Raw genomic sequence first — 21,347 nt, forward strand, 5'->3', positions numbered from 1 at the left:
CATCTGCATCCGAGACATTCGCCGATGAGTCAGAAAGGATTGATCTGTGGGGTCTTACGTTCGCTGGGAGGCTTTGCAGGATGGTCATCTCCCTCGGCCTGCACCTTCGGTGCATCCCAAGGTCCCGTTACGTGATAACGGAATTCGGCGGCCTTGTTAATCTGCTTGCCAATCCCCAGCAGGCGGTCGAGCAAGAACAACGCCGCCCCCGTCACCGGCCCACCGAGCACGGCACCGGCAATGGCCACGGTGGACTGCACCTGAGGGACGATACTCACCTGTGCATCGTAATCTCGCGCAACCATGCCCACGCGGCCGGTAATCGACATGTTCGCTGCCGGTCCGGAGATATGTGTGTCCTGGGTATAGATGTTGCCATCGCGGATTTGAAAACGGCTCGTCATGTCGTCGAAGGCGAAGCCCTTGTCGAACACATCGCCGAAATTAAGGCTCAGACGCTGCGGGAGCGCGGCCAGATTGAGCAAGCCGAGCAGGCGTCCGGTCTGCCCCGGATTGACTTGCTCCAGGCGTCCGTTCTTGAGCGTCAAGCGTGCCTGTCCGTCGAGCACGCCCCACGCCAGTTGACCTGGCCCGCCTGGCCAGCTGAGGTTGGCCGATAGATGTCCCTGGCCACCAGCCAGGCCAGCTTGCACGTTGAGCGCATCGAGGGCCTTGCCGGCATCGTCGCTGTCTACCTCAAGCTGAATCTGCATCAGGGTATGCCCGCCAGGCTCACGCAGCCAACTACCGCTGGCGCGGGCGCGCAGATGAGGCTCATCGACCTCGGCCAGATGGATCTGCATACCGTCGCGGGTCGGCGTGGTGCGCAAGCTGACATTGCGCAACCGCCTTCCCGTCACCAGCAGGGCACCGATGTGTCCCGACAGGGCGGGTAGACTGGCTGGATCGGGCTCACTACTGGAGCCCGAGGAAGTCTGCGTCGCACCGTCCAAGTCAAGTTGTGTCAGATCGAAACGCAGCGGGGTACCCCCATGCAATGCGACGGGCACACTCAGTTTGCCACTGATCTCCTTTGCAGCCACCGTCGCAGCCCATTGTTTGCCGGTACGCTTCGCGTCCAGTCTGACTTCATGGAGCCGCCGGCCAAAGATATCGAGTATGCCGAAGTGCATGTGCAATCGGTTGACTGTCTGAGGCATCAGTCCGCGCCCCGCCGGACATTGAGCATCCACACCAGAACCCGGCATCGCATCGAGCACGCGGCGCCAGGTGTCAACATCGAAGTACGCCAGCCTGCCCTCGATATCCACGCCCGAGGCCGGCAATGCCGGAGCCCCTGCGGCAAATCGCAGATCACCGCGTACCACATGCCTGCAACCGGTCTTGCCGGCCAACTGCAGGAGACCCTGGAAATCGGGTCCATAACGCAGAAACACCGGCTCATCTGCGCGCGTGAGCGATAACTGCACGACCAGTCCCTTGCTAGTGCCGGCGGATTTGCCAAGCGGGGCGGGCAAAGATATGGCCACGCCCTTGAGCCCCGAAACCAGCGTCAGGCCTGTCCCGTAACGTCGGTAACTCGCACTCGTCATCGGCAGGGCCAATGCCGCACGCCAGTCGCTGTCGCCATGGGCATATCGAGCAATCACGGACCCGGGGCCGAGTAACTGAGCAACGCTCAGATGTCCATCGAGGGTCAGCGTCGCCAGCCCGTCGCTGCGTGTGCTCGCACCCAAAACCACCGGAGAACCGCGGAACGACGCCTTGATGTCATGCGCACTCAGACTACGTTGCGTAAATGCCAGATCCCCGTCTATCGCGCTCAGAGCGAACCCTTCTCGCGTCAGCGCAAATGTGCCTTGGGTGACGTGGGCTTGTCCCTGCAGTTGCCAGCGGTACATCTCCTTGACTCTCAACGGCAAGCTCAGTTTGAGCTCAAAGCGTGTGTGCCCACCCGAACGCATTTGAGCAAATAGGGCCTTGCGGCCATGCGCAAGCGGTGTGTATGAGAGAAATTTCTCCACGTCGCCAAGCGACCCGTCGCCAGAGCCACTGATGCTCAGCACCGCATTGTCGAGATCAGGGATATCCACATCCACGTCACTGAGATGCGTAGTCAGCATCGTGCCCTGAGTGATGTGTGCCTTTAGACCCAAATCGTGTAGATCGAGGGTACCCTGCATCTCCTTGAGTCGCGGCCAGTCGCTGAAATACGCCAGCATACCGTCGTGGATATCGAGATGTAGCTCGAACACGCCGGCGTGGTTGCGAAACGGGAACTGGGTCGGATCGCCGCGCAACAACAAGCTGCCGCCGGTCACCTCTCCACCTTGCAGGGCATTGACGAACCATTTGACCAGATCCGGATGCAGCAATTTGACTGGCAGGTAGCTGGACGTCGCCATCACCTTGGCTCGTTGCACATGTGCCATCAGATTGATTTCCGGTTTGCCGCCGACGGGCAGCCAGAGTCCTAACTGACCGCGCAACGCCAAATCCGGGTTCTGCAGGGTAAAACCAGGCGCGATCACCTCATCACCCTGCGTCTCGCGGCGCCAGTACACCGCGCCGTGCAGGGCCATCCGCGGCAGGGGGCCGGCAAACACCGCAGGCGCATCGAAACTCAGATGTGGACTGTCCAGTACGAGCGAGCCCGCAGTATTCGTCAGGGCGAGCGTCCCACTCAGACCCGCAACACCCGGTTGCCGGTCGCGCGCGTTCAACGACAAGTCGCGCAAGCCCGCGCTCAGTGCATAGCTCGGCGACGCGGTAGCCGGGAGCGCCGCATGCAAGCGCAGGTCGCTTAACTCGCCGGCAGGGGCTAGCGCGGCCACCCGGTCGGTCCAGGCATCCGGCACCCAAGGCAATTGCAACAATAGGGGCGTCAGGTTCTGCAAGCGCAGGAACCCGGCCCAAGCCGAAAACGTGCGCTGCCCATTGCGGTCACTCAAGGCGACATCGAAGGCATCCGTGGGCCAGGCATCACTGCCTGCTGACGCGTGGATATCCGCCCCCTGGAGACGCCAACCGCCAGAAGTCGCCTGCCAGCGGAGGTCGCCACTGAAATCGGTCAAACCCGATCCGGCATTGTGCGAACTCATCGCCGCACCCAGGGACAGCCCCTGCACGGCGAGATGGCCGCTTACCCTGGTTGGGCGCCCGTTCGCCCAGACCGACCAGATGCGGGCATTGATCTGCCCGTGCAATACGGGCATGCGCGGAAGCCATTGTCTAAGCGGCAGCCCGCTCAGCTGGATGGCCTGCAGATCCAGATAGGCACGGGCCTCCCAATTGCCGGATACAGCACTACCAGCACGGTGCAGTTCGACTGCGAAGTTAATCTGTCGCCCCACGCGCCCGGGTGGCGCGAAACCGCCGAATACGGCAATTCCATCGTCCACCGGTCGCGCCGACAGAGTGACGTTGCGAAAGCGATAGTGACCGCCTGCCGGCAGCCCTTGGACCACCAGACTGGCGTCGCTGACATGATAGGTGATACGCGTCAGCCAGCCCGGCATACCGCCACCGTTGCCGCCTCCCCCCGCTGCGGGTACGGGGAGTGCCAAACCGCGCAACGACCAGCGTCCGGCCTGGCTGCGATCTAACACCACACGCACGCCGCGCAGGTCGATTTCTCCCGGCACGAGTTGCCGGCTGATCAAGGAGTTCCAGATGCCCAGTCGTAATCCGACCTGCCCCAGATTCAAGGCGACCTGATCGGAGGGGCCCATCACGCGCACATTGTCCAGGGTCACCGTGGGCGTGAACCAGTGCCAGCCGACGGCAATCCCGCCGATACGCACGGGATGGTGCAGCCAATGGCTGGCCACGGCCTCGATCTGCATGCGGTATCCAGGAACCATCGGCAGCATCTGCCGAGCGACCACGGTGAGTACCGCGGCCAGAATCACCGCCAGCGCGGCGGCGAGCCACAGCGCGCCGAACAGGCGTCTCAATATCCTCGGCATGAGCCTCGGCCGTTCAACGCATGCAGGCGATCAGAGCGGCACCACATCGAATTGCTCCTGGGTGTAGATCTGCTCCACCTGCAGGCGAATCGGCACGCCGATAAACTCCTGCAGTTCGGCCAGACTGGCAGACTCTTCGTCCAGCAGCATATCGACCACCTCCTGGGCAGCCAGCACCAGCACCTCGCGCGCATCGAACTGGCGTGATTCGCGCAGAATCTCGCGGAACATCTCATAGCACACGGTCTCAGCACTCTTGAGCGAACCGCTCCCACCGCAGGTCGGGCAGGTTTCGCACAGCACGTGCTCCAGGCTCTCGCGGGTGCGCTTGCGCGTCATCTCGACCAAGCCCAGGCTCGAGACCTCGCACACCTGGCTACGCGCATGATCTCGCTCCAACGCCTTCTCCAGGGCACGCAGCACCTGGGTGCGATGCGTTTCTTCCTTCATGTCGATGAAGTCGATGATGATGATACCGCCAAGGTTGCGCAGCCGGAGCTGACGCGCAATCGCCTGCGCCGCCTCGAGATTGGTCTTGAGAATGGTTTCCTCGAGGTTGCGGTGACCGACGAAGGCGCCGGTGTTGACGTCTACGGTGGTCATCGACTCGGTCTGGTCGATCACGAGATGTCCGCCGGACTTGAGCTGTACCTTGCGGTCTAAGGCCTTCTGGATCTCGTCCTCGACGCCGTGCAGATCGAAGATCGGCCGCTCGCCCGCGTAGTGTTCGATGCGTTCGAGCATCTCGGGTACATACCGCCCCGCAAATTCGCTAACCAGCTGCAGCGTTTCCCGCGAATCGACCAGGATCTGGGCAATCTCCTCATTGGCCAGATCGCGCAGCACGCGCAGGGTCAGCGGCAGATCGGAATAGACCAGTGAACCGGCAGGCGCGCTCCCGGCGCGTTCGCGAATGGTCTTCCACAGGCGCTGCAGGTAATGGATGTCGCGGCGCAAATCCTCTTCGTCGGCACCCTCGGCGGCGGTACGTACGATAAACCCCTGCGGTTCCTCGCACAGCGTGCTTAGCGACTGCACCAGATCGCGCAGCCGCTGGCGTTCGGCGTCGTCCTCGATACGTGTGGAGATGCCCACGCTGCTACCTGCGGGTACGAGCACGAGATAGCGCGAGGGTACACTCAGGTGCGTCGTCAGGCGGGCCCCCTTCGAGCCCAGGGGGTCCTTGGTCACCTGCACCAGCAGATGTTGCCCCTCCTGCAGCACCGAGGTAATTGCCGACGGCGCGAGCGCTTCGCTGCTCGGCGGCAGATCCTCCTGATGGATGTCACGCAGGTCGGAAGCATGCAGGAAGGCGGCACGATCGAGGCCGATGTCCACGAAGGCGGCCTCCATGCCGGGCAACACCCGGCTCACCCGCCCCTGATAGATGTTGCCCACCAATCCACGGCGACGGCTGCGCTCGATGTACACCTCCTGCAACACACCGTTTTCCACCAGCGCGACCCGCGTCTCCTGCGGGGTCACGTTCATCAACAATTCAGAGCTCATGCAGCGCCGTCCCTCACTTGTCCCCTCGTGAGGGGCGTTCCAATACCGAATTCATGCAGCAATGCCACCGTCTCGTACAGCGGCAACCCCATCACCCCGGAATAACTGCCGGAAAGATGCGCCACGAAGACTGCGCCCAGACCCTGGATCGCGTAGGCTCCGGCCTTGTCCATGGGTTCGCCGGTAGCGACGTAACGGGCGATTTCCTCCTCGCCCATGACTCGCAGGCTCACCCTACTCTCGGACAGGACGACCCTCTCCCGCGTTCCCTGTACCAGCGCGACCGCCGAGCAGACCTGGTGTGTGCGCCCGGAAAGACTCCCCAGCATCGCCGCTGCGGCGGCAGACGACACGGGTTTGCCGAGAATCTCGTCGTCCAGCAAGACCGTGGTATCCGCACCCAACGCCGCCAGTTCTCCGTTGTTGCGTGCCCAACCTGCACGCGCCTTGTCCATGGCGACCCGCCTCACGTAATCCGCTGGCCGTTCGCCTGGACGAGGCGTTTCGTCGACATCCACGGGTTCGACACGGTAGGACACGCCGATCTGATCGAGCAATTCGCGCCGTCGTGGCGAGGCGGACGCCAGCAGAAGGCGGGCATCGAACACCATCACGACCCGACACCCGCGACGACAGCGGAGGCGGACCCGGCTCTCCAGGTCGACATGTTTCGATCAGTGAGCATCCCGACCTCTGGTTCGCAGTGGACGGCCGGCAATGCCGGCAGCCGCCCGTTTTTAGTCTCTATGATACGGGTGGTGGTTGATGATACTCGACGCACGGTAGAGCTGCTCGGCCACGATGACCCGCACCAGAGGATGCGGAAAGGTCAGCGCTGACAACGACCAGAGCAGTTCAGCCTCGGCGCGTGCCGCGTCGGTCAGTCCCTCCGGACCGCCAACCCACAGGGCAACGTCGCGCCCGTCCTGCAACCAGCCCGACAGGCGCACCGCCAATTTCGGGGTATCGAACTGTCGGCCACGGGCATCCAGCGCAACGATGCGGGCGCCGCGCGGCGTGGCGGCGCGCAGGCGTTCCGCCTCGCGCTCGGCGATCCGCACGAGATCGGCCTTGCGCCCACGCTTCTCCGCAGCCACCTCGACGAGCTGCAGCGTCGACTCCGGCGGCATGCGGCCCGCGTACTCGCGGTAGGCTGCCTCGACCCAGCCGGGCATCCGCTGCCCGACGGCGATCAGATGGATACGCACCGCAAGTGCCGCCGCTCAGCTCCGGCCCTGGCTCGATTCGGCCGGCTCCTCGACATCCGCGACCCAAAGTTTCTCCAGGTTGTAAAAGTCGCGGACGCGGGGCAGCATGACATGAACGACCATGTCGTCCAGGTCGATCAGCGCCCACTCACCCTCACGCTCGCCCTCACTGCCGCGCACACTGAAACCGGCCTCCTTGGCGCAGCGCGCCACGTTGCCGGCCAGCGCCCTCACATGCCGGTCCGAGGTGCCGGTGGCGATGATCATCAGATCCATCAGCGGCGACTTGCCGCGCAGATCGACGGTGCGGATGTCCTGGGCCTTGAGGTCTTCGAGCGCCGTGATGGCGACGCGGTGCAGTTTTTCGACGGCTTCGTCCTGTAGCGGTTTCATGTCACTCCCGGGTCGGTGAGCGCGCGTTGCGGCTCCCGACCGTATAGTCCTTGTTTGCGGATGGCATCGAGGACGGCATCCGGCATGAGAAAACGCGGGCTTCTGCCCTGCCGCAGGCGCTCGCGGATGGCGGTCGCCGAGATCGCAAGCTGAGTCACCTCGACCCAGATCACGCGCCCTGCCGGTGCGGCACTCAGGTCCGCCGGATTTTCGGTCAGGCGATCCCCCAGCAGCGCCGCCAGCGGCGGTGCGATCACGGGCGTTTCCCCCGGACGGCGCGCCACGGCGATATGCGTAAGCCCCAGCAGATCGCCGGCACGGTGCCAGCTCGGCAGGCCGGCAAAGGCGTCGGCGCCCACGATCAGGCAGAACGGCCTCTGCTCGCCGTACTCCTCGCGCAGCGAACGCAGCGTGTCGTAGGTATACGATGGCCCGTCACGTGTCAGCTCGCGCCGGTCGAGCACGAAACCCGGCTCGCCTGCGAGGGCAATGGCGGTCAGCGCCGCACGCGTCTTCGCATCGGCTCCAGGCCGGCCTCGATGCGGCGGCTCGCCGCAGGGAAGGAAGCGCACCTCGTCGAGACCGAGCGCTTCGCGCATTTCCAGTGCGACGCGCAGGTGCCCGTAATGAATCGGGTCGAAGGTTCCGCCCAGCAGCCCGATCACGTGCGACTCCGCAGGTACACTAGCGACGCACCTGTCCATCTCCCAGCACGATGTATTTCTGGCTGGTCAGGCCTTCGAGCCCGACCGGGCCGCGGGCGTGGAGCTTGTCGGTCGAGATGCCGATCTCGGCTCCCAGTCCGTACTCGAAGCCATCGGCCAGACGGGTCGAGGCGTTCACCATCACCGAACTCGAATCGACTTCGCGCAGAAAACGCCGCGCCCGAGCGTAGTCCTGGGTCAGGATGCTGTCGGTATGGTGCGAACCGTAGGTGTTGATATGGTCGATCGCCTCGTCCAGCCCGTCCACCACACGGATGGACAACACCGGCGCCAGGTATTCGGTATGCCAGTCCGCCTCGCTGGCAGGCTCGATGCGGGGCAGCACCTCGCGCGTGCGCGCGCAGCCCTTGAGGCGCACGCCGACCTCGGCATAGCGCGCGGCGAGCGGCGGCAGGATGTCGGCCGCACGCGAGGCACAGACCAGCAGGGTTTCCATGGTGTTGCAGGTGCCGTAGCGCTGGGTCTTGGCGTTGACGGCGACCGTCAGCGTCATCTCGGTCTCGGCGCTGTCGTCGACGTAGACGTGGCACACGCCGTCGAGGTGCTTGATCACCGGGATCAGCGATTCGCGGCTGACCCGTTCGATCAGGCTTTTGCCGCCGCGCGGCACGATCACGTCGACGCTGTCCTTCATGCGCAGCAGTTCGCCCACCGCTGCGCGGTCGGCCGTCTCGACCACCTGCACCGCATCCTCCGGCAGGCCGGCGGCGGCAAGACCCGTGCGGATGCAGACGGCAATGGCCTGATTCGAGTGCAGGGCCTCGGAACCGCCGCGCAGGATCGAGGCGTTGCCCGACTTGAGGCACAGGGCCGCGGCGTCCACGGTCACGTTGGGCCGCGATTCGTAGATGATACCGATCACGCCCAGCGGCACGCGCATGCGTCCGACCTGAATGCCGCTCGGCAGATACTTGAGATCCTCGATCGCGCCCACCGGATCGGCCAGACCCACGATCTGGCGCAGGCCCTCGGCCATGCTCGCGATGCGCACGTCGGTCAGCTCGAGGCGATCCAGCATCGCCGGTTCGAGACCGCGTGCACGCCCGGCCTCGAGATCGCGGGCATTCTCGGTCTTGAGCTGCGGAACAGCCGCCTCGATGGCCTCCGCGATCACGCTCAGGGCGCGGTTCTTGGCATCGGTCTCGGCACGCGCCAGGGCGCGTGCGGCGATGCGCGCGCGCTGGCCGACCTCGGCCATGTAGACCGACACCGCGGATTCCGCTGCGCTTTTGCTTGCACTCATGACGACCACCTCAACAGGCTAGAGCAGAACCCGCCCGGTTTCCGCGGCGAGCCCCCAGGCCGGCGGGAACAGGGACTGCCCGCCCAGCACGAAGGCCAATTGTAACAATTCGTCCCATGGATCGCCCGTGGACTGTCCCTTGACCACGCGGTCCGCCCGCGCGGCCAGCACGACCAGCAGGCCTGCACGCCCGCCGCGCCAGCGTTCGGCGGCACGCTCCACCGGTTTGCGTCGCTGCGGCGGGATACCTCGCCACAAGGCATCCGCCGGCGCACCCGAAGCCAGGCGCGCCAGCAGACGGGCTTCGCGGGCCAGCGCCCAGGCCACCAGCGTGGGCTCGACACCCTCCGCGCGCAACCCATCGAGTATCTGCGCCACGCGCCCTCCGGCCCCTGCGCGTACGGCCTCGGCCAGATCGTTGACGTCATAGCGGGCGCTGCCGGTCACCGCCTCCAGGACCTCGTTCTCGCCCAGCCGCCCGTCGGGAAAGAGCAGGGCCAGCTTGGCGATTTCCTGGGCCGCGGCGAGCAGGTTGCCCTCCGTGCGTTCCAGCAACAGTGCGACGGCCGCATCGTCCGCCGTCACGCCCTGCGCCTGCAGGCGCCGCTGCAGCCAGCCGCGCATCTCCGCCGGAGTCAGCGGCCAGACCGCGATCCAGCAGCCCACTCGCTCCAACGCCTTGACCCACGCCGACGCGCCGGCCGCCTTGTCCAGGCGAGCCGACTGGATCAGCAGCACCGTATCCGGCGGCGGATCCTTGAGATAGTCGGTCAGCACCGCACCGCCGGCCTTGCCCGGTTTGGCCGTGCCCAGACGCAGTTCGAGCAGACGGCGCTCGGCGAACAGGGAGGTCGAAGCGGCCTCGGCCGCCAGCGCAGGCCAGTCGAAGCCGGTCTCGACGGTCAGCACCACGCGTTCCGCATAGCCCTGCTCGCGTGCGACGGCACGGATGTGGTCGGCCGCCTCCATGATCTGCAGGGGTTCGTCCCCGCTGATCAGATAGGCGGGTTTCAGCCCGCCTTTGAGTTCGGCATCGAGCTGCGCAGGCTTGAGCGCCATGCTTAAGGCCGTCCTGCCTGCGCCTGCAGGCGCAGCAGGGCCAGATTGGCCAGCTCGCGCGCGGAACTGCGTGTCAACAGATCGACTTCCGCGCCCTGGCTTTGCAGCTGCGTGGTACTCAGGCTGTACTGCCTTTCGACGGAAAGCGTCTGCGGCGGCAGTTTCCAGCTGCCGTCGATAGCTGCCGCCGAGAACCGCAGCGTGGTCGTCAGGGCATAGCTGGTGGCCTGGTTGAGCACGCTCACGGTGAGTGCTCGCTGTGAGGTACCGACCGATAGCACGGTCAGCACTGCAGTGGCCTGATTACGGTTATCGACCAGGGTCACCCCGTTGGCGCTCAGGGCCTGTTTGAGAGCACGCGCCACTGGCCCCGCCCCGGCCTGATTGATGAAAAAAGTGCGCCCGAGTGCCGGCGGCAACTCGGCCTGCCCGCGCAGATGGAAACCGCAGCCGGCGAGCGCCAACGCCAGCGCGACGACGCACAACGTCCTCGCGAGGAGTCCGCGCCCGACATTCATCCGACGACCACGTTCACCAGCCGGCCGGGTACGACAATAATCTTGCGCACCGTCATGCCATCGATGAAGCGGACGGCGTTCGGTTCGGCCAGCGCAACCGCCTCGATCGCCGCCTTGTCGGCGTCGGCGGGCACCGCGATCTGGCCGCGCAGCTTGCCGTTGACCTGCACCGCCAGCTCGACGGTGTCGCGCGCGAGCGCCGCCTCGTCCACCACAGGCCAGGGCGCGTCGACGATATCCTCGCCGTAGCCGAGTTCGCGCCACAGGTGGTGAGCGATGTGCGGCGCCACCGGCGACAGCAGGCGCAGCAGGATCGACAGCCCTTCGCGGCGCAGCGCGGCTGCGCCGGCGGCGTCCCCCAGCCGGCCCAGCGTGTTGAGGATCTTCATGCAGGCCGAGACGACCGTGTTGAACTGGTACTTGCCGAAGTCGATCAGCGCCTGGCGCAGGGTCTCGTGAATCTCGCGGCGCGCCGCCTGGACCTCCGGCGCCAGATCCCCCGCCGGCGCGGCTTCGCCCGCCTCGCCCGCCTCGCCCTGCTCGGCGGCGTAGGCCCACAGGCGCTTGAGGAAGCGGTGGGCGCCCTCGACGCCCGCGTCGTTCCACTCCAGCGACTGCTCCGGCGGCGCCGCGAACATCATGAACACGCGCGCGGTGTCGGCGCCGTAGCGGTCGATCAGCGCCTGCGGATCGACGCCGTTGTTCTTGGACTTCGACATCTTCTCGATGCCGCCCATCGTGACCGGCTGGCCGTCCGCCTTGAGCGTGGCCGCGACCGGCCGACCCTTGTCGTCGGTGGAAACCTGCACGTCGGCGGGGTTGATCCACTGCTTGCGCCCGTCCGCGCCTTCGCGCAGGAAGGTGGGCGCGACCACCATGCCCTGGGTCAGCAGGTTGTGGAACGGCTCGTTCGCTTGGGTCAGGCCGAGGTCGCGCATCACCTTGGTCCAGAAGCGCGAATAGAGCAGATGCAGGATGGCGTGCTCGATGCCGCCGACGTACTGGTCCACCGGCATCCAGTAATCGGCGCGGCCGTCGACCATCGTCGCGGCGTCCGGGCAAGTGTAACGGAAGAAGTACCAGGACGAGTCGACGAAGGTGTCCATCGTGTCGGTCTCGCGCCGCGCCGCGCCGCCGCAACGGGGGCAGGTGCAGGCGAGGAAAGCCTCGTTCCGGTTGAGCGGGTTGCCCGAACCGTCCGGCACGCAATCCTCCGGCAGCACCACCGGCAGCTGCTCCTCGGGCACCGGCACGTCGCCGCAGGCCGCGCAGCGGATCATCGGGATCGGCGTGCCCCAGTAGCGCTGACGTGAGATGCCCCAGTCGCGCAGGCGCCAGGTGACCTTTTTCTCGCCCAAGTCCTTGGCGGCGAGATCGGCGGCGACGGCATCCACCGCCGCCTCGAATTCGAGCCCGTCGTACTGGCCGGAATTGATGCAGACGCCATGTTCGGCGTAGGCCGCCTGCCACGGGGCCGGGGTTTCGCCGCCGGCCGAGGTCAGCACGACCGGCTTGATCGGCAGACCGTATTGGTGGGCGAACTCGAAGTCGCGCTCGTCGTGCGCCGGCACGGCCATCACCGCGCCCTCGCCGTAGCCCATCAGCACGTAGTTGGCGACCCACAGCGGCAGCGGCTCGCCGGTGAGCGGATGCTCGACGGTGAAGCCGGTCGCCATGCCCTTCTTCTCCTGGGTGGCGATCTCGGCCTCGGAGGTGCCGCCGTGGCGGCATTCGTCGATGAAGGCGGCCAGCTCGGGATTGTCCCTGGCGGCGTGCAGCGCCAGCGGATGCTCGGCGGCCACCGCCACGTAGGTCGCGCCCATCAGGGTGTCGGCGCGGGTGGTGAACACCCACAGCACGCCGCCGCCGTCGATGGCGTGCGGAAAGCCGACGCGCACGCCGTGACTCTTGCCGATCCAGTTCTTCTGCATGGTGCGGACCTGCTCCGGCCAGCCGGGCAGGTCGTCGAGATCGGCCAGCAGCTCCTCGGCGAACTGCGTGATCGCCATGTAGTACATGGGGATCTCGCGCTTTTCCACCACCGCGCCGGTGCGCCAGCCGCGCCCGTCGATCACCTGTTCGTTGGCCAGCACGGTCTGGTCCACCGGGTCCCAGTTCACCGTGCCGGTCTTCTGGTAGACGATGCCCTTCTCCAGCAGGCGCAGGAACAGCCACTGGTTCCAGCGGTAGTAGTCCGGCTTGCAGGTGGCGAGCTCGCGCGACCAGTCGATGGCAAAACCCAGCGACTTGAGCTGGCCGCGCATGTAGTCGATGTTGTCGTAGGTCCAGCGTGCAGGCGGTACGCCGTTGTTCATCGCCGCGTTTTCCGCCGGCAGGCCGAAGGCGTCCCAGCCCATCGGCTGCAACACGTTCTTGCCGGTCATGCGCTGGTAGCGGGCAATCACGTCGCTGATCGTGTAGTTGCGCACGTGTCCCATATGCAGGCGCCCGGACGGATAGGGGAACATGGACAGGCAGTAGAATTTCTCCCGCGTCGCGTCCTCGCGCGCCTTGAAGGTCTCGTGCTCGTCCCAATAGGCCTGTGCGGCCTGCTCCACCCCGGCGGCGTCGTACTGCTCCTGCATGGCTTGTTCCACCCGAAAATAAGTGCGGAAGCTTACCAGCGGCGGACTCGACGCGGCAATCGACCGCCGCCGCCCTGCGCGCGCATGGGTTAGAATCAGCATATTATCGACCCGCGCCGGAGAACCCCCGCATGAGCAACGAAGACCCCAAACCACACCTGACCGAGGCCTATGCGCGCATGCTCGAACGCGCCAAGGAGGCCATGGAGTCGGCGGGCAAACGGCTCGAACAGGCGGTCGACGACGCCCGTGACATGGCACAAGAACTGGGTGAACTGACGCGCGAGGAAGCCGATCTGCTCGCGGCCTACGTGAAGCGCGATCTGCGCGATCTCGGGCAGTACCTCAGCGGCGACGGGGAAGACCTCGGCGGCTGGTTCGTGATCGACCGTACGCTGGTTGAGGCACGCATCTTCGACCTGCTCGCCTCGGTCGCGGACAAGACCAGCCTCGCCCTGGCGGAGTTCGCTGCGGGCTCGCGGGAAGTGCCGAGCGAATGGCGAACCGGGGAGATTACCGGGCCGGGCGTGCTCGCCTGCCTCGAGTGCGGCCATACGCTGCAGATGCGCAAGGCCGGGCGCATCCCGCCCTGCCCGCATTGCCATGCCACGCGCTTTCGCCGTGAGCACGGCACTAACGAGGCATAAAGCCTCGCTGCACATGGGCGGGCTCAGCCCCGCCCGTAGCTGTCCTCGAAGCGCACGATGTCGTCCTCGCCGAGATAGCTGCCGGACTGCACCTCTATCATCTCGAGTTCGATCCGCCCCGGATTTTCCAGCCGATGGGTCACGCCCAGAGGGATATAGGTCGATTCGTTTTCCGCCAGCGTGAAGACCTCGTCCCCGCGGGTCACGCGCGCGGTACCACGCACCACGATCCAATGCTCGGCGCGGTGGTGGTGCATCTGCAGCGACAGCCGCTCGCCGGGCTTGACGGTAATGCGCTTGACCTGGAACCGATCTCCCTGGCTGATGCCTTCGTAAGCCCCCCAGGGACGCATCACGCGACGGTGGTTGACGCCTTCCTCGCGTCCGGCGTGTTTGAGATGACCCACCACCGCCTTCACCTCCTGCACGCGATCGCGCGGGGCCACCAACACTGCATCCGCGGTTTCTGCGACGACGACGCCATCCAGCCCCAGCACCGCGACCAGGCGGTGGTCGGCATGCACGTAACTGTCGCGGCAGTCCAGGGCGATGACATCGCCCTCCAGAAGATTGCCCGCCGCGTCCTTGGCACCGACCTCCCACAGAGCCTGCCAGGAACCGACGTCGTTCCAGCCCGCGTCAAGCGGCACCACCACGGCATCCTGAGTGCGCTCCATCACCGCGTAGTCGATCGAGTCGCTGGGACTGGCGGCAAACGCTTTGGCATCCAGGCGCAGGAAATCGAGATCCTCGCGCGCCAGTGCATGAGCTCTTCGCACGGCCTCCAGAATCGCCGGTGCATGGGTTTCCATGGCCTGCAGATAATGCTCTGCGGTGAACAGAAACATGCCGCTGTTCCACCAATGATGACCTCCCGCGACATAGGCCTCGGCGGTCGCCAGATCGGGTTTCTCCACGAAACGGGCGACGCGGCGCGCAGGACCGGTGCCAATCGCATCGCCGGCCTCTATATAGCCGTAACCCGTTTCGGGACGCGTCGGCACCACGCCGAAGGTAACCAGTGCGCCTTCCTGTGCGGCCGGCAAAGCGGCCTTCACGGCAGCATGAAACGCCACCGTATCGCTGATCAGGTGATCGGCCGGCAACACCAGCATCACGGTCTTCGGATCCTCTGCAGTCAGGTCCAGTGCCGCAGCGGCGATTGCAGGCGCCGTATTGCGCCCCACCGGTTCCAGCAGGATGCGCCCCTGGACGCCGAGCATGCGCAACTGTTCGGCCACCATGAAACGCTGTTCGTCGTTGCCGACCACGCACGGCTTACCCAGGTCCGGCAGCCCCTCCAGGCGGCGCAGGGTCATCTGGAACAGGCTCAGTTCGCCGATCAGAGGGATGAACTGTTTGGGATAGGCATGCCGCGACAGCGGCCACAGGCGCGTACCGGAGCCACCGGAAAGCACGATGGGAACGATCTGAGTCATGATTCTTGGCCTCGATGATTGCCACTGCGATTGATCAAACGCCCAGCAAACCAGCCAAGCAGTACGACGCCGAACACCAGGGCGATAACCGGCGTGTTGCCCAGACGCACATAGGGCGTCGCACCGCCCATCGGTCGTACCTCTGCGGTCAGCACCTCGGTACGGTCCTGGTCCGCCAGGGCGAGGACCTCGCCCTTGGGGCCGACGATACCGGAAATCCCCGTATTCGCCGCGCGCAGCAGATAACGTCCGGTCTCCAGTGCACGCATGCGCCCGATCTGCATATGCTGGGCCGGTTCGAGCGAATCGCCGAACCAGGCGTCATCGCTCACGTTGACCAGCAGGCTGGCCTGCGGCAGCCCCCGGATCACGATATCGCCGTAGGCGTCTTCGTAGCAGATCGACACATCCACCGTCTGCCCTGCCGCCTGCACTGTGTACCCACCGTGCCCCGGGCTCAGGCCGGACATGGGCACGTCCATGCGGCGGTAGAGCCAGCCAAGCAGGTGCTTGAAGGGCATGTATTCGCCGAAGGGCACCAGATGGTGCTTGAAATAGAATTCCGGCGCGGCAGCTCCAAGGCTCGCTACCGCATTGTAGATTTTCTTCCCACGCTTCACGAAGAGGCCGACCATCAACGCCGACCCATGGCTTGCGGCCTCGGCCGCGAGCGGGTCGAGGTAGTCACCCGCCACCTGGCGGTACAGCGCAGGGATGGCGCTTTCCGGCCACACGATCAAGCGACTGTCCCAATGCGCGCGGGTCAGATCGCGATAGCGGGTCAGGGTACGCATGAAGGTTTCGGGGCGCCACTTGGTCTGCTGCGGCACGTTCCCCTGCACCACGCTGACCCGCATCGGCGCCCCCGTCGGATGCGTCCAGTCGACGGCACGCAGGGCACCGACCCCAAACCACAACACGAGCACCATGGCCGCTGCGCCGATGCGCAGGATTGCGCGCCGACAGGCCACGATACAGACAAGCAGGCCGGCAAGCGTCGCCACCAGCCAGCTCACGCCATAATCTCCAAGTACCGGGGCGAACCCACCCGGCGCGCTCGCCACCTGGCTGTCGCCGAGCAATAGCCATGGAAAACCGGTGAACAGGGTGCCTCGCAACCATTCGAAGGCGGTCCACAAGGCCGGCCAGATCAGGATCAGACGCAGCGCTGCCGACAACCCGGCGAAACGCGACGCCACCCATCCCATGATGCCCGGATACAGCGCGAGCACGAGTACGAATACGCTGGCCAGCGGCAGGGCCAATGCCTGCATGTGTGCGCCGAACAGCGACAGTCCCGAGGTGATCCAGGACACACCGAAACCGAACAGCCCAAGCCCGAACAGATAGCCCCGCCAGGCCATCCGGCGCGGCGTGGCTTCGAGCCAGGAGAGGAACAGCAGCGCAGGACCGATCACGGCCAACGGGGCTATCGAATAAGGCGCGAAGGCGACCACCGTCAGCAGGCCGCTCCCCAGTGCGAGCAGGTCGCCGAGCCAGGCACGCTCGTGCAATAGACCGAGACGCATACGTATCAGGAGACGTCGGCGGGCGCGGGCGCCGGCTGCACGCGCAGCTCAAGCAGATACACCCTGCGATTGTCAGCGCGCAGCACGCGGAAACGGAAGCGGTCGAGGTCGATCACCTCGCCCCGCTTGGGCACACGCCCCACCCGATTGATGATCAGTCCGCCGATGGTATCGAACTCCTCGTCGCTGTAAGTCGTGTCGAAATGTTCGTTGAAATCCTCGATCGGGGTCAGGGCCTTGACGGTGTAGTGCCCGTCTTCGTGCAACAGGATGAGGCCCTCTCCCTCCACTTCGTCGTGTTCGTCGCCGATGTCGCCGACGATCTGTTCCAGCACGTCCTCGATGGTGATCAGTCCGGCCACCCCGCCATATTCGTTGACGACGATGGCCATATGATTACGCGCGTTGCGAAAATCCTTGAGTAGCACGTTGAGCCGCTTGCTCTCCGGAACGAAGACCGGGGAACGCAGCAGGTCCTGAAGGTCGAAACGGGCCTCGGGCTGACGGCAGTAATGCAGCAGATCCTTGGCGAGCAGTATCCCGAGCACCTCGTCGCGGCTATCGCCGATCACCGGATAGCGCGAGTGTCCCGATTCCAGGATGTTCGCCAGAATGCTTTCTAGGCTGTCTCCGCGGTCGACCACTTCCATCTGCGCGCGCGGCACCATGATGTCGCGCGCCTGCATATCCGAAACCTCGAACACCCCCTCGATCATCGCCAGGGCGTCGACATCCAACAACTCCCGTTCGTGTGCCCCGCGCAGCAGGTCGACCAGCTGTTCGCGGTCCTGGGGTTCGCCCAACAGGGCACGGCTCAAGCGCTCCAGCCAACCAACGTGACTGGAGCGCCTACTGGGTCGATCTTCCATGGATGGGTAAGTCTCGCTCGATGAGCGGCATCTGCCGCGGCGTCGGGGTGCGGTTCGGTATTTCCATTGACGCGCCCGCCCCTCCCTTATTCGTATGGGTCGGCATAGCCTAACCGTCGGAGAATTTCGATTTCAAGCGTCTCCATCTGGTGAGCTTCCGCCTCAGTTTCGTGGTCGTATCCCTGCAGATGGAGCAAACCATGCACCACCATGTGCGCATGATGGGCCTCAAGCGGCTTGCCCTGATCCCTGGCCTCCGCCTCCACCACCGGCACACAGATCACCAGGTCGCCGAGATGCGGGTCCTCCACTCCGGGCGGCAGCTCGAACGGAAACGACAGGACGTTGGTCGCATAGTCGCGTCCGCGATAGTCCCGGTTCAGTACCCGGGATTCCTCGGCATCGACATAGCGCACCACCACCGAATGCCCCGGGTCGAGCATCGCGGCGTCAGTCCAGGCATGCAGCAGCGCATCGTCGGGTGTTGGCGCATCGAGCGCGCGCTGCACCTCGATACCCGCAGAGTCCTGTTGTTCAGTGCTGCTCGAAACTGGCATAGGCACGCACGATCCGCTGCACCAGGGGGTGACGCACGACGTCGCTGGCATTGAAGAAAGTGAAACTCACGCTCTCGACCGCCTTGAGCACCTCGATCGCCTGACGCAGGCCCGATGGCGTGTTGCGCGGCAGGTCGACCTGGGTCACGTCACCGGTCACCACCGCCGTGGTGCCGAAGCCGATGCGTGTGAGGAACATCTTCATCTGCTCGATGGTGGTGTTCTGCGCCTCGTCGAGAATCACGAAGGCATCGTTGAGGGTACGTCCGCGCATGAACGCGAGCGGTGCGATTTCGATCACGTTGCGCTCGAGCAGCTTGACCACCCGCTCCGGACCCAGCATTTCATACAGTGCGTCGTAGATCGGACGCAGATACGGATCGACCTTCTGCGTCAGGTCGCCGGGCAGGAAACCCAGTCGCTCACCCGCCTCCACCGCCGGACGCACCAGCACCAGCCGACGCACGGCGTCGCGTTCGAGCGCGTCGACCGCGCTGGCCACGGCGAGATAGGTCTTGCCGGTACCGGCGGGGCCGATGCCGAAGGCGAGATCGTTGGTCTGGATCTGATGCAGGTAGCGCGCCTGCCGCGGCCCGCGCGCCTTGATCATCCCCCGGCGGGTACGCAGCTCGACGGCCTGGATGTCGGCGGTTTCCTCCGGCGGCAGACTCTCGGCACCGCATTCCTGCAGACTCAGATGGACCATGGCCGGCGTGATCTCCTCATCGCCGGCCGATTCGTACAGGGTGCGCAACACGCGAGCGGCCACATCCAGCGCCGCCGGGTCCTGGCCGATCAAGGTGAAATGGCCGCCGCGATTGTTCAGTTCCACCCCCAGACGCCGCTCCATCAGTCGCAGATGCTCATCGAACTGTCCGCACAGGTTGGCCAGCCGTACGGTACTGGCGGGTTCCAACGTCAGGTTCAGCGAAGCCGGATGGGCCAGTGCCGTCATCGAAGCGGGTCCGCCCCACGGAGTGCTCGCAACAAGGACACGTTCAGACGCCGACCGCGCGGGCGGAAACCGGAGCGCTGGCCAGGGCACCGCGCAGCGAGTGGGACAGCGCCTCGGTCACCGCCACTGCGACAAAGTGGCCGATCAGCGAGGCATCGCCCAGGAAATTGATCACCCGGTTGTTTTCGGTACGCGCCGCCAGCCAGTTCGGGTCCTTGCGCGAGGGCCCCGTCACCAGTACCCGCTGCACCGTCCCGACCATGTTGCGGCTGATTGCCGAGGCCATTTCGTCGATGCGTGCCTGGAGACGCGCAAGCCGCGCCTTCTTCACCGTCATCGGCACGTCGTCCGGGTAGGACGCGGCAGGCGTGCCCGGACGGGCGCTGTAGATGAAGCTGAACGAGTGGTCGAAACCGACGTCCTCGATGAGCTGCATCGTCGACTCGAAATCCTCGTCCGTCTCGCCGGGAAAGCCGACGATGAAATCCGAGGACAGGCTCAGATCGGGACGCAGCTTGCGCAGGCGGCGGATCTTGGCCTTGTATTCGAGCGCGGTATGCCCGCGCTTCATGGCCGCCAGGATACGATCCGAACCGTGCTGCACCGGCAGGTGCAGATGGCTCACCAGCTCCGGCACCTCGGCGTAGACCTGGATCAGGCTGTCGCTGAATTCGACCGGGTGCGAAGTTGTGTAGCGAATCCGCTCGATGCCGTCGACGGCAGCCACATAGCGAATCAGCAGGGCAAGATCGGCCGTGCCGCCATCGTCCATCGCGCCGCGATAGGCATTGACGTTCTGTCCCAGCAGGTTGACCTCGCGCACGCCCTGCTCCGCGAGCATGGCGACTTCCGCGATCACGTCGTCGAAGGGACGGCTAACCTCCTCGCCGCGTGTATATGGCACCACGCAGTAGGTGCAGTACTTGCTGCACCCTTCCATGATAGACACGAACGCGGTCGGACCATCGGCGCGCGGTTCGGGGAGATAATCGAATTTTTCGATCTCGGGAAAGCTGACGTCGACCACCGGTGCCCGTGCCCGGCGCACCTCGGCCACCATCTCGGGCAGGCGATGCAGGGTCTGAGGGCCGAACACGATGTCGACGAACGGTGCCCGCTGGCGCAGGGCCTCACCCTCCTGGGAAGCGACACAGCCGCCGACGCCGATGATCAGATTGGGATTGCGCGCCTTGAGTTCCCGCCACTTGCCCAGCAGCGAGAACACCTTCTCCTGGGCCTTCTCGCGAATCGAGCATGTGTTGACCAACAGGATGTCCGCCTCTTCGGGGGTCTGCGCGGCGGCGCTGCCCTCGGCGGCATGGAGTACGTCCAGCATCTTGCTGGAATCGTACTCGTTCATCTGGCAACCCTGGGTTTGGATATAGACCTTCGCGTTCATTGAGCGATTATATACCAACTCCCTGGCGCGACCGAGCGCGGATTGCCTCGCCGCAGCAAGCCGCGACGAGGCAATCCGCGGCTAGTAGCGGTAGCCGGAATACGGGCGACCGTCGTCGTACTCGTAGTCATCGCCATGCCGCCAGTCGCGATCCCAACGGTGATGTTCACGCCATTCGCGACGGCGCCAATCGCGACGCTCATCGCGGCGCTGCCAGTAGCGGGGCTGGTATCCCCAGGCTGGCCGGTAGTACCTGACCGGGGGGCGTGCTACCGGTGGAGGCGGCGCAATCCAGGGATGCAGCGGGCCGACGTTGAGCCGCATCCAGAGTCCGCCGTCGTCATCCGCCCTGGCGGCTACGGTACTCGTCATCAGCAAGGTGCCGACGCCAAGCAACAGTGCAAATTTGCGCAGTTTCCGTTCCATTTGCGATTCCTCCCAAATTCCATCAATCAACCCAGATGTGTCCAGGGGCACAATGGCCACCGTCGGACGCAGCCTGCCGCCGACAGCATGAACACCGGCTGAATCCGCTGGACAGGCACCCTAGCTCGAAGTCGGGCGCGGAAGGTATCTGTCTGCAAATGACGACAGTGTGCCGAATCGGGGAACTTTGCGCACAATATCCGCTCTAATTGTCCGGTCTGGTCTGGACAACCAAAACCAGCCAGGCGAGACAGGGGGCAGTTCGATACGAGAATCATTGATTGGCGGGCATCTGCATCTTGACCACGACCCGCCAGCGCGTCAGGCTTCAACATATCGCAACCCTTCTGAATCGTA

At 65.1% G+C, this 21,347-nt stretch carries 18 protein-coding genes; 1 reads left to right on the forward strand and 17 read right to left on the reverse strand.

What is annotated here, in order from left to right; genetic code table 11:
• Positions 1–29: 29 nt before the first annotated feature.
• The 10 genes from BJI67_RS11165 to leuS form a co-directional block, all read right to left on the reverse strand.
• The gene (locus tag BJI67_RS11165) at positions 30–3,929 is read right to left on the reverse strand and encodes a YhdP family protein (RefSeq protein WP_083250832.1); all 3,900 of its coding nucleotides are present in this window, start codon (positions 3,927–3,929) and stop codon (positions 30–32) included.
• Between the two features lie 30 nt (positions 3,930–3,959).
• Entirely contained in the window at positions 3,960–5,438 is a 1,479-nt protein-coding gene (rng, locus tag BJI67_RS11170) for a ribonuclease G (protein ID WP_070073095.1), read from the reverse strand.
• Positions 5,435–6,049: a Maf family protein gene (locus BJI67_RS11175; protein WP_070073096.1), complete on the reverse strand. Its 615-nt coding sequence runs from the start codon at positions 6,047–6,049 to the stop codon at positions 5,435–5,437. The genes rng and BJI67_RS11175 overlap by 4 nt, the downstream gene beginning before the upstream one ends.
• A 126-nt stretch (positions 6,050–6,175) precedes the next feature.
• Complete coding sequence (gene rlmH / locus BJI67_RS11180) at positions 6,176–6,646, reverse strand: 23S rRNA (pseudouridine(1915)-N(3))-methyltransferase RlmH (RefSeq protein ID WP_070073097.1); 471 nt, start codon at positions 6,644–6,646, stop codon at positions 6,176–6,178.
• Between the two features lie 15 nt (positions 6,647–6,661).
• Positions 6,662–7,039, reverse strand: a complete 378-nt coding sequence (gene rsfS / locus BJI67_RS11185) for a ribosome silencing factor (RefSeq protein WP_070073098.1) — start codon at positions 7,037–7,039, stop codon at positions 6,662–6,664.
• A complete protein-coding gene (gene nadD, locus BJI67_RS11190) occupies positions 7,036–7,704 on the reverse strand; it encodes a nicotinate-nucleotide adenylyltransferase (protein ID WP_070074111.1) in 669 nt (222 codons plus the stop codon). Before nadD ends, rsfS begins: the two co-directional genes overlap by 4 nt.
• 19 nt (positions 7,705–7,723) lie before the next feature.
• Positions 7,724–9,007, reverse strand: a complete 1,284-nt coding sequence (locus BJI67_RS11195) for a glutamate-5-semialdehyde dehydrogenase (RefSeq protein ID WP_197513047.1) — start codon at positions 9,005–9,007, stop codon at positions 7,724–7,726.
• 18 nt (positions 9,008–9,025) lie between these two features.
• The gene (gene holA / locus BJI67_RS11200) at positions 9,026–10,066 is read right to left on the reverse strand and encodes a DNA polymerase III subunit delta (protein ID WP_070073099.1); all 1,041 of its coding nucleotides are present in this window, start codon (positions 10,064–10,066) and stop codon (positions 9,026–9,028) included.
• A gap of 2 nt (positions 10,067–10,068) precedes the next feature.
• Positions 10,069–10,584 carry an LPS-assembly lipoprotein LptE gene (locus BJI67_RS11205; protein ID WP_083250833.1) on the reverse strand — a complete coding sequence of 172 codons (516 nt, stop codon included), beginning with the start codon at positions 10,582–10,584 and terminating at the stop codon, positions 10,069–10,071.
• Complete coding sequence (gene leuS, locus BJI67_RS11210) at positions 10,581–13,169, reverse strand: leucine--tRNA ligase (protein WP_070073101.1); 2,589 nt, start codon at positions 13,167–13,169, stop codon at positions 10,581–10,583. The genes BJI67_RS11205 and leuS overlap by 4 nt, the downstream gene beginning before the upstream one ends.
• A 131-nt stretch (positions 13,170–13,300) precedes the next feature.
• Here leuS and BJI67_RS11215 point away from each other — a divergent pair, with 131 nt between their 5' ends.
• On the forward strand, positions 13,301–13,816 hold the full coding sequence (locus BJI67_RS11215) for a zinc ribbon-containing protein (protein ID WP_070073102.1): 516 nt from the start codon (positions 13,301–13,303) through the stop codon (positions 13,814–13,816).
• A gap of 23 nt (positions 13,817–13,839) precedes the next feature.
• On the opposite strand, the gene BJI67_RS11220 is transcribed toward BJI67_RS11215, so the two are convergent.
• The 7 genes from BJI67_RS11220 to BJI67_RS11250 form a co-directional block, all read right to left on the reverse strand.
• Positions 13,840–15,255: a mannose-1-phosphate guanylyltransferase/mannose-6-phosphate isomerase gene (locus BJI67_RS11220; protein ID WP_070073103.1), complete on the reverse strand. Its 1,416-nt coding sequence runs from the start codon at positions 15,253–15,255 to the stop codon at positions 13,840–13,842.
• Complete coding sequence (lnt, locus tag BJI67_RS11225) at positions 15,252–16,784, reverse strand: apolipoprotein N-acyltransferase (RefSeq protein WP_070073104.1); 1,533 nt, start codon at positions 16,782–16,784, stop codon at positions 15,252–15,254. Before lnt ends, BJI67_RS11220 begins: the two co-directional genes overlap by 4 nt.
• 5 nt (positions 16,785–16,789) lie before the next feature.
• Positions 16,790–17,653, reverse strand: a complete 864-nt coding sequence (locus BJI67_RS11230; RefSeq protein WP_070073105.1) for an HlyC/CorC family transporter — start codon at positions 17,651–17,653, stop codon at positions 16,790–16,792.
• An 86-nt stretch (positions 17,654–17,739) separates the two neighbouring features.
• Complete coding sequence (gene ybeY, locus BJI67_RS11235) at positions 17,740–18,210, reverse strand: rRNA maturation RNase YbeY (protein ID WP_070073106.1); 471 nt, start codon at positions 18,208–18,210, stop codon at positions 17,740–17,742.
• The gene (locus BJI67_RS11240; protein WP_070073107.1) at positions 18,188–19,165 is read right to left on the reverse strand and encodes a PhoH family protein; all 978 of its coding nucleotides are present in this window, start codon (positions 19,163–19,165) and stop codon (positions 18,188–18,190) included. The genes ybeY and BJI67_RS11240 overlap by 23 nt, the downstream gene beginning before the upstream one ends.
• Before the next feature lie 43 nt (positions 19,166–19,208).
• Entirely contained in the window at positions 19,209–20,564 is a 1,356-nt protein-coding gene (gene miaB / locus BJI67_RS11245) for a tRNA (N6-isopentenyl adenosine(37)-C2)-methylthiotransferase MiaB (RefSeq protein ID WP_070073108.1), read from the reverse strand.
• A gap of 81 nt (positions 20,565–20,645) precedes the next feature.
• Positions 20,646–20,990 carry a hypothetical protein gene (locus BJI67_RS11250; protein WP_070073109.1) on the reverse strand — a complete coding sequence of 115 codons (345 nt, stop codon included), beginning with the start codon at positions 20,988–20,990 and terminating at the stop codon, positions 20,646–20,648.
• Positions 20,991–21,347 lie beyond the last annotated feature (357 nt).

Source organism: Acidihalobacter aeolianus, from assembly GCF_001753165.1.
Lineage (GTDB): Bacteria > Pseudomonadota > Gammaproteobacteria > DSM-5130 > Acidihalobacteraceae > Acidihalobacter > Acidihalobacter aeolianus.